The sequence below is a fragment of the Salinibacter grassmerensis genome (assembly GCF_947077765.1).
GTDB classification, from domain to species: domain Bacteria; phylum Bacteroidota; class Rhodothermia; order Rhodothermales; family Salinibacteraceae; genus Salinibacter; species Salinibacter grassmerensis.
Genome location: NZ_CAMTTF010000003.1, coordinates 442,681 through 458,138 on the forward strand (window position 1 = coordinate 442,681; position 15,458 = coordinate 458,138).

Annotated in this window: 10 protein-coding genes; 1 reads left to right on the forward strand and 9 read right to left on the reverse strand. The window is 65.0% G+C overall.

Annotated elements, in window-relative coordinates; all coding sequences use genetic code 11:
• Window positions 1-411 precede the first annotated feature (411 nt).
• Window positions 412-1,797, forward strand: coding sequence for a protoporphyrinogen oxidase (hemG, locus tag OJB03_RS09145; protein WP_263786694.1), 1,386 nt, complete (start codon window positions 412-414; stop codon window positions 1,795-1,797).
• On the opposite strand, the gene OJB03_RS09150 is transcribed toward hemG, so the two are convergent.
• The 9 genes from OJB03_RS09150 to porV form a co-directional block, all read right to left on the reverse strand.
• On the reverse strand, window positions 1,791-2,534 hold the full coding sequence (locus OJB03_RS09150; protein ID WP_263786697.1) for a hypothetical protein: 744 nt from the start codon (window positions 2,532-2,534) through the stop codon (window positions 1,791-1,793). The two genes, hemG and OJB03_RS09150, sit on opposite strands and share 7 nt — an antisense overlap.
• Window positions 2,535-2,645: 111 nt before the next feature.
• A complete protein-coding gene (locus OJB03_RS09155) occupies window positions 2,646-3,500 on the reverse strand; it encodes an SDR family oxidoreductase (RefSeq protein WP_263786698.1) in 855 nt (284 codons plus the stop codon).
• 63 nt (window positions 3,501-3,563) lie between these two features.
• Complete coding sequence (locus OJB03_RS09160) at window positions 3,564-6,197, reverse strand: acyl-CoA dehydrogenase (protein WP_263786700.1); 2,634 nt, start codon at window positions 6,195-6,197, stop codon at window positions 3,564-3,566.
• A 531-nt stretch (window positions 6,198-6,728) separates the two neighbouring features.
• Complete coding sequence (locus OJB03_RS09165; protein WP_263786702.1) at window positions 6,729-7,475, reverse strand: SDR family oxidoreductase; 747 nt, start codon at window positions 7,473-7,475, stop codon at window positions 6,729-6,731.
• Window positions 7,476-7,535: 60 nt separating this feature from the next.
• Window positions 7,536-8,741, reverse strand: a complete 1,206-nt coding sequence (locus tag OJB03_RS09170; protein ID WP_263786704.1) for a thiolase family protein — start codon at window positions 8,739-8,741, stop codon at window positions 7,536-7,538.
• Window positions 8,742-8,864: 123 nt separating this feature from the next.
• A complete protein-coding gene (locus OJB03_RS09175) occupies window positions 8,865-11,276 on the reverse strand; it encodes a 3-hydroxyacyl-CoA dehydrogenase/enoyl-CoA hydratase family protein (RefSeq protein WP_263786708.1) in 2,412 nt (803 codons plus the stop codon).
• 130 nt (window positions 11,277-11,406) lie between these two features.
• Window positions 11,407-13,305, reverse strand: a complete 1,899-nt coding sequence (locus tag OJB03_RS09180) for an AMP-dependent synthetase/ligase (RefSeq protein WP_263786711.1) — start codon at window positions 13,303-13,305, stop codon at window positions 11,407-11,409.
• A gap of 64 nt (window positions 13,306-13,369) precedes the next feature.
• Window positions 13,370-13,993: a TetR/AcrR family transcriptional regulator gene (locus OJB03_RS09185; RefSeq protein ID WP_263786712.1), complete on the reverse strand. Its 624-nt coding sequence runs from the start codon at window positions 13,991-13,993 to the stop codon at window positions 13,370-13,372.
• A gap of 197 nt (window positions 13,994-14,190) precedes the next feature.
• Window positions 14,191-15,372: a type IX secretion system outer membrane channel protein PorV gene (gene porV / locus OJB03_RS09190; RefSeq protein ID WP_263786713.1), complete on the reverse strand. Its 1,182-nt coding sequence runs from the start codon at window positions 15,370-15,372 to the stop codon at window positions 14,191-14,193.
• Window positions 15,373-15,458: the final 86 nt, after the last annotated feature.

Genomic DNA, 15,458 nt, shown 5'->3' on the forward strand with positions numbered 1-15,458 from the left:
ACTACGTGTTGACAAGAAGGTAGTACTGCGGTCTTGGCGTCGTAGTTTCTTGTGAGGCCCGGAGACTAGGAGGAAGAAGTGGCCTCTCCACTGCTTACTCAAAGAACACGCCGCATGTCGGCTCCACCGTCGGCCGAGGTCGCATCCTTTGACTGGAACTGCCGGACAAGTCGACCCACAGCGTCATCCGCCTCCTGCCGTTCCGGAATAGCCTGTGTGATGTCTCGGATTGCCTGGATGTTCTGATGAGAGACCGCGAGAGCAGGGACAAGGGTAGCTCGGTCACATATCGACTTGCAACTCGGAAACCTGAGCGCAGTCACAGATCGATTCACCCGATGCGCTAAACGGCGGACGTAGCTTTCAGTATAGTCCTCCCCGATTCACCACAAAGCAGCAGCGTCTTCGTCCATGCCCAACGTTGGGATCGTCGGAGCCGGCATCAGCGGCCTTGCGGCCGCGCACCGACTCCAGCAGCACGGCCTCTCGGTTCAGGTTCTGGAAGCCTCCGGGCACGCGGGCGGCGTGATCCGCTCGGAATCGTCGGACGGCTTCCTGGTTGAGCACGGCCCCAACTCGATCCGGGCCGGTGCCGCTGCCCTGGAGACGTTGATCGACGCCCTTGACCTCCACGAGGAACGCGTCTGGGCCAACGATGCGGCCGACACCCGGTACGTGGTGCGCGACGGCCGGCCCACGCCCCTGCCCCGCTCCGTCGGCTCTTTCCTCACGACCGATTTGTTCTCGACCCGTGCAAAGCTGCGTCTCCTGGCGGAGCCCTTCATCGGACGGGCCGCGGCGGACGAAGAGAGTGTGGCCCGGTTCACGGAGCGACGCCTGGGCCCCGAGGTGCTCAACTATGCCGTGGCCCCCTTCGTCGGGGGCGTGTTCGCGGGGACGCCCGAGGACCTGTCGGTCCAGCACGCCTTCCGTCGCCTCACCGAGCTCGAAGAGGAGTCCGGCTCCCTCCTCCTCGGCGCGATTCGACGGGCCCTCACCAGCGGCGACGATGACACCCCAGACACCCCCTCGGGCCTCTTCTCTTTCCGCAACGGCCTGCAGACGCTCCCCAACGCACTGGCCGACGCGCTCGGCGATCGCGTCCACCTGAACGCTCCCGTCCACGCCCTCACGCACGACGGCACTGCGTGGCAGGCGACGGTCTCCCCCGCCGACGCCCCCTCGCACACTCGCTCCTTCGACGCCCTCGTCTGTACCGTCCCGCTCCATCGGCTTGCCGAGATGGAGCTCGACACCTCCGTCGACCTCTCGCCCCTCAGAGAGGTCGACTATCCCCCGCTCAGCGTGCTCGCCCTCGGCTATGAGCGGGACGCCATCGACCACCCCCTCGACGGGTTCGGGATGCTCGTGCCCCCTGTAGAGGACACACTGGACATCCTCGGGTCCATCTTTTCCTCGACGCTCTTTCCCGGCCGCGCCCCGGAGGGGCACGTGCTCCTCACCACCTTCGTCGGCGGCGCACGCGCCCCGCGCCATGCGACGTCCGACGCGGCAGCCCTCCAGGACCGCGTGGCCCGCGACCTGGATTCGCTGCTCGGCGTGGATGCCTCCCCGGTCTTTCGGCGTCTCGTCCACTGGCCCCGCGCCATTCCGCAGTACGAGCTCGGGTATGGGGCGGTCAAAGATACGTTTGATGCCTTAGAGGCGGCCCATCCTCGGCTTGCCTTCGCCGGCAACTACCGGGCGGGCGTGTCGGTGGGCGATGCGCTCACGTCCGGCCTGGAGGCGGCCGACCGCCTGCTCGAGGCGGACGAGCGAGCCGCGCAACCTCACTGACGCCGCGCATCGGTCGCTCCCGTCTCGGCGGCTAGTTGCCGTACCAGCCGACGCTTCACGACCGGCAGGAGCGTTTCCTGATACGGAACGTCGCGGTCGGTTTTTGAAACGTACGTGGCCGGATTGGGGAGGTCGCGACGTTCTTCGATGAGCTGGAGCTTGATCGTCGACGGATTCGTGTCCACGTCTCCTTCCGGGACGGTCTTGCAGTGGACCGTTTTCAGGGCGCGGTGGGTCTCTCCTTCCCCCTCAATGAGCGATAACGTGTAGCGGAGGACGTGGAGCTCTTCGTCGTGCCGGTGTGGCACCATGAGATATCCCTCCTGCATGTAGGACGGCATGATGCCCACCGTCTCGAGCTCCAAGTCGTCCTCCACCTGCTCGTAGACGGCCTTTCCTTCCTCAATGACCTCTCGGATGTGGGGCAGCGCCCACCGGATCAGGTCCTCCACATCGGCCATCTCACACCCGTCGAGGTCCGGCCACTCGTAGGTGAGGGTTTTTTTCTCCCAATCGACGCCCGCGATGCGGCCGGTGTCGGGCGTGCGGAAATTTTCCGTCCGGTTCAGGACGGTCGTGAGCGCGCCATGCAGCTCCACGAGACGACCGAGGTGGGGGTAGACGCGCTGCTCGTCAAACGCGGAGCGGGCCCTCTCCAACCCCGCGAGCACCTTGTACTGGGTGCGCTCAACATCCTCGACGGCACTGGTGAACAGGTTGAGGCTGAGAGGATCCATGTGACTGGGTCTGAACGCGTGAATATGAAGCGACGGACAACGTTATGCATAGAAACTATGCACTTGGTCGTCAATCGCCCAAAAACCATTCCGGTTCAGCACCGTCCCGGGTCACTCCGGACGCATCTGCTCCATGAGGGCCTTCACCTGACGGCGGGGCATGCGGGTGAATGTGTTGAACTGTCCCCCCGCGGACAGGGCCTCTCCGCCGTCGAACGTGACAACCTCACCGTTCATGAACGCGGACAGGTCACTGAGCAGGAAGCTGGCCAGGGTGGCCAGTTCTTCGGGCTCCCCGAATCGACGCACCGGGATGCGCTCCCGCATTTTCTGCTCCAGGTCCTCGTCGGGCACGAGCCGGTCCCACGCCCCTTCGGTCGGAAATGGGCCAGGGGCAACGGCGTTGAGGCGAATCTCCTCGCTTCCCCATTCCGCCGCCAGCGAGCGCGTCATGGCGACGACACCGGCCTTCGACATGGCGCTGGGGACCACGTAGGCGCTGCCCGTCTCCGCGTAGGTGGTGGCGATGGAGAGCACAACACCCTCCACGCCCCGCTCCAGCCACCGCTGCCCGCAGGCCTGTGTGCAGTAGAACGACCCGTACAGGTTCGTCTTTACAATGGCGTCGAAGCCGTTCGGGGAAATGTCTTCCGTCGGCGCCAGGAAGTTGGCCGCGGCGTTGTTGACCAGCCGCGTCACGGGGCCCTGCCGGTCCTCGGCCTCTTCGAAGAAGGCCTGCACGGCTTCGTGGTCGCGAACGTTGCACTGAATGCCCTCCGCGGCGCCCCCTGCCTCTTCAATGTCGCTCACCGTCTCGGCTAGCGGATCGGGGCGGCGTCCGTTGATCGTCACGGTTGCCCCCAGGTCGGCGAATTGGAGGGCCATCGCGCGCCCCAGACCGGTCCCGCCCCCGGTGACAACGACATGCTGATCGGCGAGGAGGTCGGGCGCAAAAGAATCGGACATAATGAGAGATGGGGGAGTGCGTTCACGTGAGAACCGAGAGGTACAGTCCGTATGCCGGAGCACCTACGCCGGTTCGTGCGCCCCCGAGGGGTCGGCGGTCTCCGACTCGTCTCCGTCCGCCGCGTCGGGGGCCCCGTCCCCCCGCGGGCGCGGCGCTGCACCCTCTACATCCTCCGCCGTTACCTCCACGTCCGTCACGTCCCGCTCCAGCCCCTCCACGATCGAGGAATCGAGGGCGCCGCGGTCGGCGGGCCGTCCCGGAAGCATGCGGCGCTGCCGGTACTCCTCCAGGTCGAAGGCGTCCACCTGGATGTAGCGCTCCCGCGCTTCGTCGGCGCGACGGACGAGGTCACGTTCCTCTTCGGTGATCACGTCGTGCTCCACCGCTTCGTCCAGGAGTTGATGGGGACGCCGCTTCGGCAGGTGGCCGGCACGGATCGCCTCCTTGATTTTCTGGCCAACGTGGTAGGCATCGCGGCTCAGGTGGAATGCGTGCTCCAGCTCCCCCAGCGGCTGATCGGTATCGTCGGGGACGTATAAGTCCTCCGTGAGCCACTCGCGAGCCCCCTCCTTCTCCTGAATGGCCCGTGCGAGCGTGCCGCCCAGGTCGTCCCCCGGCATCTCACCGATCGTATTGAGGCGCGACCACGGTGCCACCACGCCGCGCAGGAGCCAGGTAAGCCCCGGCACCTTCACGTTCTCAAACAGGCCGTCGAACGCCTCCTGAATCTGCGCGAAGGCGTACTGCATGCTCCAATGCAGGAAGGCTTCCTGATCCTCCGGCCGGCCCTCTTTTTCGAACCGCGTGAGCACCGCCGTGCCCAGGTACATCCACGACAGCACATCCGCAAAACGGCCGGTGATCTTCTCCTTGCGCTTCAGCATGCCTCCCAGGCTGCCCATCGCGAGGTCGGCAAAGAAGGCGAAGCTGGCCGAGGCCCACGCCATCTTTCGGTAGTACGGCGCGGCGGGGCCGTCCACGGGACTGCTCGCCAGTCGACCGCGCGTCAGGCTGAGGCCAACGGCGCGGAAGCCGTTGCGCACCACGTGCCCGATGTGGCGCCAGAAGGCGTCGTCGAAGGCGTCCACGTCCCCCTCCATCAGGGCCTCAATTTCGTCGAGGGCGTACGGGTGGCACCGGATCGCGCCTTGTCCAAAGATCATCATCGTCCGCGTCAAGATGTTCGCTCCTTCCACCGTGATGCTGATCGGCTGCGCCTGGTAGGCCAGCCCCATCAGGTTGTTGGGCCCCCGCGAGATCCCGTTGCCCGCCAGCACGTCCATCCCGTCGTTCACCAGGTCACGCTGCAATTCGGTGGTGTTGTACTTCATAATGGCCGATACCACACCCGGCTTCTCTCCCCGGTCCACCGCGCCATTCGTGTACGTCCGTGCGGCATCCATGATGTACGTATACCCGGCAATGCGCGCCAGCGGCTCCTCGATGCCCTCAAACTTCCCAATCGAAAGGCCGAACTGCTCGCGCACGGCGGCATGGGCTCCGGCGGTCCGGGTGACGAATTTGCCCCCACCCACGGCCTGTGCCGGCAGCATGATGCCCCGGCCGGCCGAGAGCGCGTCCATCAGCATGGCCCAGCCTTCGCCCGCTCCTTCCTCCCCTCCAATGATGGCGTCCAGGGGCAGCACCACGTCCTCCCCTTCCGTCGGGCAGTTGAAGAACGCCACGCCGAGGGGATCGTGGCGGCGCCCCAGCCTCACCCCCGGCGTGTCCGTGGGCACGAGCGCACAGGTGATGCCCAGGTCTTCGCCTTTGCCCAGGTGGTTCTCGGGGTCGTGCAGCTTGAACGCCAGGCCGAGCACCCCGGAAATGGCGGCCAGCGAAATGTAGCGTTTCTCCCAGTTGAGGCGCAGCTTCAGCTCCCCGTTCTCGTCCTCAAACACCTCCCCGGTGGACTCCATCGCCCCCGCGTCCGACCCCGCGTTCGGTTCCGTGAGGGCAAACGAGGGCAGGATCTCGCCACGTGCCAGCTGCGGCAGGTAGTGGTCCTGCTGCTCGTCGGTGCCGTAGTGGAGCAGCAACTCGCCGGGGCCCAGGGAGTTGGGCACCATCACCGTAATGGAAAGGGGGACGGAGTGCCCGCCCAGTTTCTGTACCACCGCACTCCGGGCGGCGACGGAGAAACCCTTCCCGCCATACTCCTCCGGAATGATGAGCCCGAAGAACCCGTTCTCCTTCAGGTGGTCCCACGTCTCGGCCGACAGATCACCGCGCTGGTGAACCCGCCAGTCATCGACCATCTCGCACACCTCCTCGCACGGCCCGTCCAAAAACGCCTGCTCTTCGTCGGAGAGCTCCGGGTAGAGCTGATCAAGGGTCTTTTCGAAGTCGGGCTTTCCGGAGAACAGCTCCCCCTCCATCCACACGGTTCCGGCGTCGATGGCCGTCTGCTCGGTCTCCGAGATGGTCGGCAGGAACTGAAGCGCTTCCATCAATCTCATGACGCCCACGGACACCTGACGCCGGAGTGGGCCGACATTGAAAACGGCCACGAGGACCCCGTATGGGATCCAGACCCACAGCGACGCGCCTCCCCCGTAGAGCCCGACGGCTCCGGCCAGGGCCCACGACCAGAGCGGCGCGCCGGTGTAGCCGAGTACGAGGAGCACGAGGAGAATTCCTCCGACAACACCGACCGTCGGCATGCCGGCAAAGAGGTCAAACAACGGAAGAGTCATGGCGGGCCCTCCTGATTGATGAACAGGTCCGTGCGTCCCGGCTCGACCGTCCCGCCAGGGACAAGTCGCTACGGGGCGATGGTTAACACCGTTAATTCACATCATCATTATAGTTAACGGTGTTATCCATTGCAAGCTCACCGGTGGATCCGGCCCGAATCGATCACGCATGCGACGGTCCGGCTCCCTGCCCGGACGCCCGATCGCTCCACGACCGGTAGGGCTCAGTACGTCTTTTATCACGGCATAGAGTCCGTGTAGCCCCCAGAGATGGATTTCGGTTCTCCAGAACATCCCTCGACACGCTGAGCGTAACTCAGGGCCCATCTTAACGATGCCCGTCGTCCTCGGGCGTCCGCCAGGGCATATCCGGGGCCCGACACTCCTTCTATCTGGGGGCTGGCGCGCACATGTTAAACGGCAGCCCCCAAACAACAGCACAATGCGGTCTCGGGCTCGCAGGAGTTCGGGCTCACCGCGGCGCAAGAGCCTCAGCGCGCTCCGCATTGCACGTGGTGGTAAGGATCGACGTCAGAGATTCTGGGTGGTGGGCCGGTAGAGGATCTCGTTCACGTCGACGTCCTCCGGCTGCTCAATCGCAAACGCGACGGCCCGCGCAAACGAATCGGCCGACACGGCGTGGTTGTCGTAGAGCGCGTCGGTCTTCTCGGCCACGTCTCCTTCGGAGATCGTATCCGGCAGTTCTGACTCAACGGCCCCGGGCGAGATGATGGTCGTGCGGAGGCCGTAGGGCGTTGCCTCCTGACGCAGCCCGTCGGAGAGGGCCCGCACTGCGTGCTTCGTGGCCGCGTACACGGCACTTCCCGCGTGCACGTCATGGCCCGCATCGGAGGAGACGTTGATGATGTGGCCGGACTCCTGCTCCTTCATGTAGGGAAGTGCCGCCGCGATGCCGTACAGGACGCCCTTCACGTTCACGTCGATCATCTGGTCCCACTCGTCGACGTTAAGCCGATCGAGCGGGGAGAGCGGCATGACGCCGGCGTTGTTCAGCATCACGTCGATGCGGCCAAACGCGTCGACCGCAGCATCAACCAGGTCCTGGACCTGTTGGCGCTCGGTGACGTCGGTGGGGACGGCGAGCGCCTCCCCGCCGTCCTCAACGATCTCATCGGCGATCGCTTCGAGGCGCTGGGTGCGCCGCGCCCCCAGAACGACGCGGGCGCCGTGTTCGGCCAAATGACGTGCGGCCGCCTCGCCCAGCCCACTGCTGGCTCCCGTGATCACGACCACCTTCCCTTCGATTCCTGCGCTCATACACAAAACGGGTAGTTCGGAAAAACCTGATGTGTCTGGTACGGGGACGCCCCCGGCCCGTCAGAGCCGAAGATTTTCGATAACGCCCGCGGCGCCCATCCCGCCCCCTACACACATCGTGCAGAGGCCATAGCGCACCTCGCGGCGAATCATCTCGTGCAGCAGCGTCGCGGTGAGCTTTGCCCCGGTGCAGCCGAGCGGGTGCCCCAGCGCAATCGCCCCGCCGTTCACATTGATGATGTCCGGGTCGAGCCCCACTTCTCGAATCACAGCCAGCGACTGCGACGCAAACGCCTCGTTCAGCTCCACGAGCCCAATGTCGTCGAGCGAGAGTCCGGTCTGCTCCAGCACCTGCGGGATCGCCTCCGCCGGCCCGATGCCCATGAGCTCCGGATCGACGCCCGCCACGGCGAACCCCTTCAGCATCCCGAGCGGGTCCACGCCGAGGTCCGTGACCCGGTCGCCGCTCATCACGACCGTCGCGGCGCCCCCGTCGGACCGCTGGGAGGAATTTCCCGGCGTGACGCTGCCGCCCTCCCGGAACGCGGCGGGAAGCGTCGAGAGCACGTCCAGGTTCGTGCCGCGACGCGGTCCCTCGTCGACCTCCAGCGTCTCGGTTTCGGTCGTAGCCTCCCCCGCGTGCCCGTTCGCCGACTGGTAGTGCGTCTCCTCCACGGTCAGCGGCACCAGCTCATCCTCGAATCGCCCGTTGTCGATGGCATCCACCGCTCGCTCGTGGGAGCGCAGCGCGAAGCGGTCCTGGTCGGCCCGCGACACTTCGTACTCGTCGGCCACGTTTTCGGCGGTAATGCCCATGGAAACGTACGTGCCCCCCTTTTCCTCCGTTAGCCCCGGGTCTGGCTGGAAGAAGAACCCGCTCATCGGCACCTGGCTCATCGACTCCGTCCCGCCCGCCACGATCACGTCGGCCGTGCCCGTGGCGATTCGCTGCGAGGCCTGGGCGATCGTCTGCAGGCCCGACGAGCAGAAGCGGTTCACCGTTGCGCCCGGCACGTGGTCCGGCAATCCGGCCTTCTGGGCGATCAGGCGGCCCACGTTCATTCCCTGTGGGCCCTCGGGAAACGCGCAGCCCATGAGCACGTCCTCGACCATGTCGGGCTTCAGCCCATCTACACGATCCAGGGCCCCAGTCACAGCCTCGGCGCCAAGATCTTCCGGCCGATAGTGTGCGAGCGTGCCCTTCTCGGCCTTGCCGGCCGGCGTGCGGACGCTGCTGACGATGTAGGCCTCGTTTTGTGCATTCATTGCGTTGACGGTTGGAACGGTGGAAGGGTGAACGGTGAACGTTAAAACGCCGGCACGTTTGAGATTGAGTCTTGCCTGCCGAACGAGAGAGCGCGCAACGTCAAACGTGCCGACGCGCGACGCTTAATTTCGGAGGGGCTTATTGTGCTCTAGCATGTGCTGGATGCGGGCCTGGGTCTTCTCTTCCCCCAGGAGACTCAGGAAAACCTCCCGCTCCAGCTCGATCAGGTAGTCCTTGTGGACCTCCTGCGGACTGCTCAGCTCCCCACCGCACATCACTTTTCCGAGTTGCGTCGCGAGGTGCTCGTCGTACTCGGTGATGTAATTCCCTTCGCGGTACTGCATCAGGGCCACCTTGAAGGTGGAAAGGGTTTTCTCCCCCAGCACCTTGATCTTGTTCATCACGGGCGGCGGGGCGTAGCCCTGCTCACTGAGGCGCAGCACCTCCTGCTTCGCGGCGTAGAGGCGTCGGTCCTCGTGCATGACGACGCGCGTGTTGTCGGGCAGGAAGCCCATCTCGATCCCCTGCGCGGCACTTTCGGCCACCTCGGCCATTGCCACCGTCTCAAAGTAGGGGCGCAGGTGATCCTGAATCGCGTTGTGGTTGTCGTTCGGAGCGTTCTGCGCGGCCTTCGCGGCGAGGCGCATGGTGCCGGTCCCGGCGGGAATGAGCCCCACGCCCAGCTCCACGAGGCCGATGTAGGTTTCGGCGGCCGCAACCGGGTGCGGGCAGGCCATCGCCATCTCGCAGCCGCCCCCCAGCACGCGCTGGTGCGGGGCCACCACCACCGGCGACGAAGCGTACCGCACCTGCTGGATCGTCCGCTGAAATTCGTCGATGTACTGGTCGATCACGTCGAACGCACCTTCCGAGGCGGCCATCGCCATCTCTCCGAGGTTGGCCCCGACGGAGAAGTTTTTGCCCTCGTTGCCCACGATCATCCCGCGCAGGTGAGCATTCTGTTCCACCCGCCCAACGCACTCCCGGAGCCCCATCATCACGTCGCGCCCAAGGGTATTGGCCTTCGACCGAAACTCGAAAAGGGCCACCCCATCGCCCACGTCGAGCAGGGCCGCGTCGTCAGTGCTCCAGAGCTCATTCGCAGCGTCCTGCTTGATCGGGGCGAGGCGAAGTTCGTCTCCCGGCCGCGGATCGGGCTCGTGTCGATCGGCGTGGGGCATGAAGACCGCCTGCCCGCCGCCACGAGTGTCGTAGAAAGTCTCACCCCGCTCGTGCATCGTGTGGACCCAGCCCGGCACGTCGAGGGCGTGCTCCTCCAGGCCGTTCAGGACGGTCTCCATCCCAAGGGCGTCCCACATCTCGAACGGCCCCATCTTCCACCCAAACCCCCATCGGATGGCCCGATCCACGTCCGCCGGATTGTCAGACACCTCTCCGAGGCGGTTCGCACTGTAGGCCAGTAGCTCCAGCGTCGTTTCTCGAAAGAACCGACCCGCTCGGCCGTCGTCCTCGTACAGGGCCTGGAGGCGAGCGGACAGCCCCCCCGCGTTCCAGATTGCCCCCAGGTCGCCGAGCTCTTCGCCCACCGCACTCGTGTAGCCGAGGGTCTCCGGGTCGATCGACTTGATCTCCCCATCTTCCTTCTTGTAAAATCCGGCCTTCGTCTTCTCCCCCAGCCGGCCGTCGTCCACGAGACGCGCCAGGACGTCCGGCACGGCGAAAGCTTCGCGCTGCGCCTCGTCGTCGACCAGTTCTCGCAGGTTGGTGGCAACGTCCATCAGCACGTCGAGTCCCACGAGGTCGGCGGTGCGAAAGGTCGCAGACTTGGGCCGGCCCGAGATCTTGCCCGTCAGCGTGTCGATCTCCTCGATCGTGTAGTCGCCATCGGTGAAGTGACGGATCGCCTGAAGCTGGGCGAAGACGCCAATCCGGTTGCCGATGAAGTAGGGCACGTCGTTGGCCACGATGATGCCCTTCCCCAGTCGCATCCGCCCAAACTGCGCCACCCGTTCCGTAACGTCTGGATCGGTGGCGTCGGTGGGCACCAGCTCCAGCAGCTTCAGGTAGCGCGGCGGGTTGTAGAAGTGAGTCCCCAAGAAGCGGCGCTTGAATTCCGCGGACCGCCCTTCGGTCATTTCGTGGATGGGCAGCCCGCTGGTGTTCGTGGAGATGACCGCATCGTCCGCGGCGTGCGCCTCGATGCGGGCATGCATGTCGCGCTTCACGTCCATCCGCTCCACAACCGCCTCCACGACCCAGTCGACCGTCCCGATGCGGCCGAAGTGCTCTTCAAAGTTGCCGAGGTGAATCCGGTCGGCCTGCTCGTCGGTGAAGAAGGGGGCCGGGCTCGCCTCGCGGGCCTGCTCGAAGCCCTCACGCACGACGGCGTTCGGGTCGTCGCCGTCCTCCGACGCAATATCGAGCAGGTGTACCTCCAGCCCAGCGTTGGCGAGGTGCGCCGCAATCTGCGCGCCCATAGTGCCCGCCCCCAGCACGGCCGCGGTGCGGAATGGAGGGTGCGTGGGGGGGGCCTCCAGGTCAAGGGCGCGCGTGTCGAGGGATGTGGTGTCCATGGCGTCGGTTCGGGACGTGAATGAGAACAGCGTTGTGAACGTTAACGGCGTTAACCGCAGGCGTCAAGGGGATGGAACCGCTTTCGGCCCGGCGGGAGGCACCTGGGGAGATACGCGTCCCCCGAGCCTATTACACCTCCACCAGAACCACTCCCTGGCCGCCCGCCGACTTTTCTTCGTCGTACAGGGCCTCAATCTCATCGGCGTAGGCCTTTCGCACCTCCGGCCGGCGGATCTTCATGGTCGGGGTCATAAGGTCCGATTCGACGGTCAGCTCGTCGGGGATGAGGGCCAGACGCTTAACGGTAGACCATGGCTCCATCCCCTTGTTTGCGCTCTGCACAATTGTCCGGTACGCATTTACAATGTCCGGCTCAGTCAGGAGATCGTCAATGTCCCGCTCGGCGCCCACGCCCCGCTCGTCCGCCAGCGCCCGGACCTGATCCTGGGCCGGAAACAGCAGGGCCGCACAGAACTTGCGGTCCCGGCCCACGACGACGGCGTTGTCCACCAGCGGATCACTCCCCATGCGATTCTCGATGGGCTGGGGCATCACGTACTTCCCGGTCGAGAGTTTGAAGAGGGCCTTCTTGCGGTCGGTGATTTTGAGAAAGCCATCCTCATCAAACTCGCCGATGTCGCCGGTGTGAAGCCACCCTTCTGCTTCCAACACGGAGTCCGTCTCGTCGGGGGCCTTGTAGTAGCCCTGCATCACGTGGGGCCCACGCGTCAGGATCTCCCCGTCCTCCGCAATCTTGACCTCCACGCCGGGCAGCGGCTCGCCCACCGTGCCGGGCTTGTTGCGCTGCGGGCGGGTGTAGGCGATCACCGGACTCGTCTCGGTCAGGCCGTATCCCTGAAGCGTCGTGATGTCCGCCGCCGCTAAAATGTTGGCGAGGTTCGGCTGGAGGGCCGCCCCCCCCACGACCACGTATTTGACCCGTCCCCCGAAGGCGGCCCGCCACTTGCGAAACACGAGCCGATCCGCCGCCGCGTGCTTGAGGGCGTACAGGGTGGGCTTCGACCGGGTCATGTCGTAGTCCTGCGCCACCTGGAGGCCCCACTCCCCGATGCGCTTCTGAAGCCCCTGCATGCCCATCACCTTCTTCTTGATGCCGGCGTACACCTTTTCGAGGACGCGCGGGACCGACGCGAAGACCGTCGGCCGCACCTTCGGCAGGGCGTCCACGAGATTGTCGGGGTGGACGAAGTAGATGCTGATGCCCCGCATCATGTACGCGTACTGCAGCATGCGGGCAAACACATGCGTGAGGGGCAGGAACGAGATCACCACCTCTCCTTCCGGGCCGGTCTCGAAATCGTCGATCTCCGCGATCGACGTGATGGCGTTCGAGGAGATGTTCTCGTGGGACAGCATCACGCCTTTAGGCCGCCCCGTAGTGCCACTCGTGTAGATGATGGTCGCGAGGTCCTCGGGGGCGATGTCCGCCCGAAGATCATCGACGGCCGCGGACGGATTCTCGACGTCGGCGCGGCCCAAGTTCTGAACGGCCCCGAGCGTCTTCAGCGTCACCCGGTCCGGCAGTTCCGGGCGGTCCTCCTCGTCGCCGGGGTCGCAAACGATAACTGTCTCGATTCGGGGCAGGTCTGGGAGCAGGGCCGCGGCCTGGGCGAGGCGCTTCGGGTTGGACACGACGAGGGCCTCGGCCTCGGCGTGGTCGACGACGTACTGCATCTGCTCCGCCGCGCTCGACAGGTACAACGGCACGTCGACGAGTCCCCCAATGAGGCACCCCATGTCGACGACACAGTAGTGCACATCGCTCTCCAGGAGGAGGGCTACCTTCGTCCCCCGCTCCAGACCGAGCGCACGCAGGCCCAGGGCCGTCTCTTCCGCTCGCCGCCGAAATTGGTCGAGCGACATGGGGACCCAGCCCTCATCCGTCGGCTGGTTTAGGGCTTGGGGATTCTCGTACGCGTCGGAGGCCTCGTACAGTAGATCGGGAATGGTCCGCCCCCGCACGCATGAACCGGCATCCGGGGGCGCCGCGTGAATGGGACCGGACATGGACTGCGGGGAGGCATCGGTGAGAGGAAACCGGACGCCGCGCCGACGGGCTTCCGGAAAGGCGTCAGGGCGTGGACGAAGCGGGCGCCCGAAACCCGCGGAGGACCTGGCGAATGGCGGTCTCAATGAACGCATCCGGGTCGATGTGGACGTCCACCCGGTCGGCGAGCAGCAGCGACACGGTGCCGTGCAGCGACGACCACGTGGTACTCGCCGACACCTGGCTATCGTCCACCTCAAAAATCCCCTGCTCCACGCCTTCGTCAAGGGTTCGAGCAAAGAACTCCAGGTTCTCCCGGGCCGCCCGGTACTTCTCAGGCGGGTAGCGTTCCATCCGTTCCGGCCGGAGCTGAAACATGATCTCGTAGTACTCCGGGTTGCCGAGTCCGAACTCGACGAAGCATTCGCAGAGGGCTCGGAGTCGCTGGACCGGAGACTCGGGGTGTTGCGCCGCCGAGTCCCGAAGACGATCTCGCAGATCCATCATGCCCTCGTGGATGAGGGCGTGGAGCAACGCATCCTTGCTGTCGAAGTGAAGATAGATGCTAGTGGCACTGTACCCGATAGCGTCGGCAATCGTGCGCATCGACAGCGCCTTGTAGCCCTCCTGCACGAGCAGGTGACGCGCCGTGTCCAAAATGCGGCGGCGGAGTTCGACCTCCTCCGACCCGTTGGTCGACGTAGTCATGCGGGGATCCCTTTGCACCTCGTAACTGGCGAACACGACGGGGCCACAGGCATGCGGTGACTCCCGGACCTACGAGGCAATGTACTACACGATTAGCACTGATCCAACCCCTTCATGGACGGGCGCACAATCGCGCCTCCGGACCTCCATCGTGGAGGATATACTCACCGGAGCGCCCCCGCCTCCTTCCACAGGTCCTACTGGAAGTTGAACAGAAGTGAGAAGCGGAGGGTGTTGGCCAGAGGACTTTCGTCCTCCGCGGTGTAGAGGTAGGAAATATCCACGCCAACGATGTTGTACCGGAGCCCGGCCCCGAACGTAAGGAACTGGCGGTCGCCGTTGTCCGGATGCTCGTAGTAGTACCCGGAGCGGAGCGCAAACAAATCGCTGTACCAGTACTCCACACCCGTTCCGACTGTAAACTGCTGCACCAGGGACAGGCTAGTGGCCTCCCCGTCCGGACCGACCTGCCCGCGGGCCGAGCCCCACGAATCGAAGAGAGCCTCGAACCCAGTATTCCCCACACGAACTTGTTCAGTCACAGTAGAATCGCCCTGCTGCTTCTGGATTTCTCTTTGCTCCGTACTGACTAATGACTTGTTGAAGTCCGTGGTAACGGTCAGCGAGTTATATTCGTCGAAGTCGATGGTCAGGGCCGGACCAAATCGCAGGTTGGCGGGAATGGGGTCTTTGTCCGGGCTGTTTTCGTTGAAGTCCAGCGTTCCGCCCAGGTTTGCGATGTTAAGGCCCGCCGAGAACGTGGCGTCTGCCCCACCCAACGTGAAGGGGGCGGACCGGTAGAGGGCTGAGATATCAGTGGCGAGCGTGGCCGCGTTCCCCTCTCCGGTGCCTTCCCGCAAGCCGGAGGTGAGCTTCGAGTGGATGTATCGGAGGGACGTCCCCACCCCCAACCGCTCGGAGACCTTCACGCCGTAGGATGTGGAAACGGCAAGCTGGTACGAGTTTGTCACACCGAGCCGGTTCCCAGACGGATCACGGATCTCGGTCTCACCAAGGTTGAGGTATTGGACGTTGCCCCCAAACGTCCCGACGCCGTCGACGTGGTACGACCCGACGAGGTACTCGTAAAACAGGTTGGCGTTAAATTCCGGTAGCCAGTTCGCGTGCGTAACCCCAACCTGCGTGTCCTTCTGGAACGCGAGGCCGGACGGATTCCAGAAGATCGTGTTGGCGTTGTCGGCGGTGGCCACCCCGGCGTTGCCCATGCCGGCCGCCCGGCTGTCGGGCTCGATGCGGAGGAAGAGGGCCGAGGACTGGGCGACCTGCCCGTGGGCAGGCACTACCAGCCCCCCCACGAGTAGCAGCCCAGAGGCAACAACGAACCAGCGGGACAGGCGCGGAAGAACCTGATCAGTCATAGCAGAAAAGATTGGTCGCGTACAGAGTGAACGTCAACGCCGGACACGACAAGGAAGTGCTCGTCTCCGGGCACCGATGCGCGAGC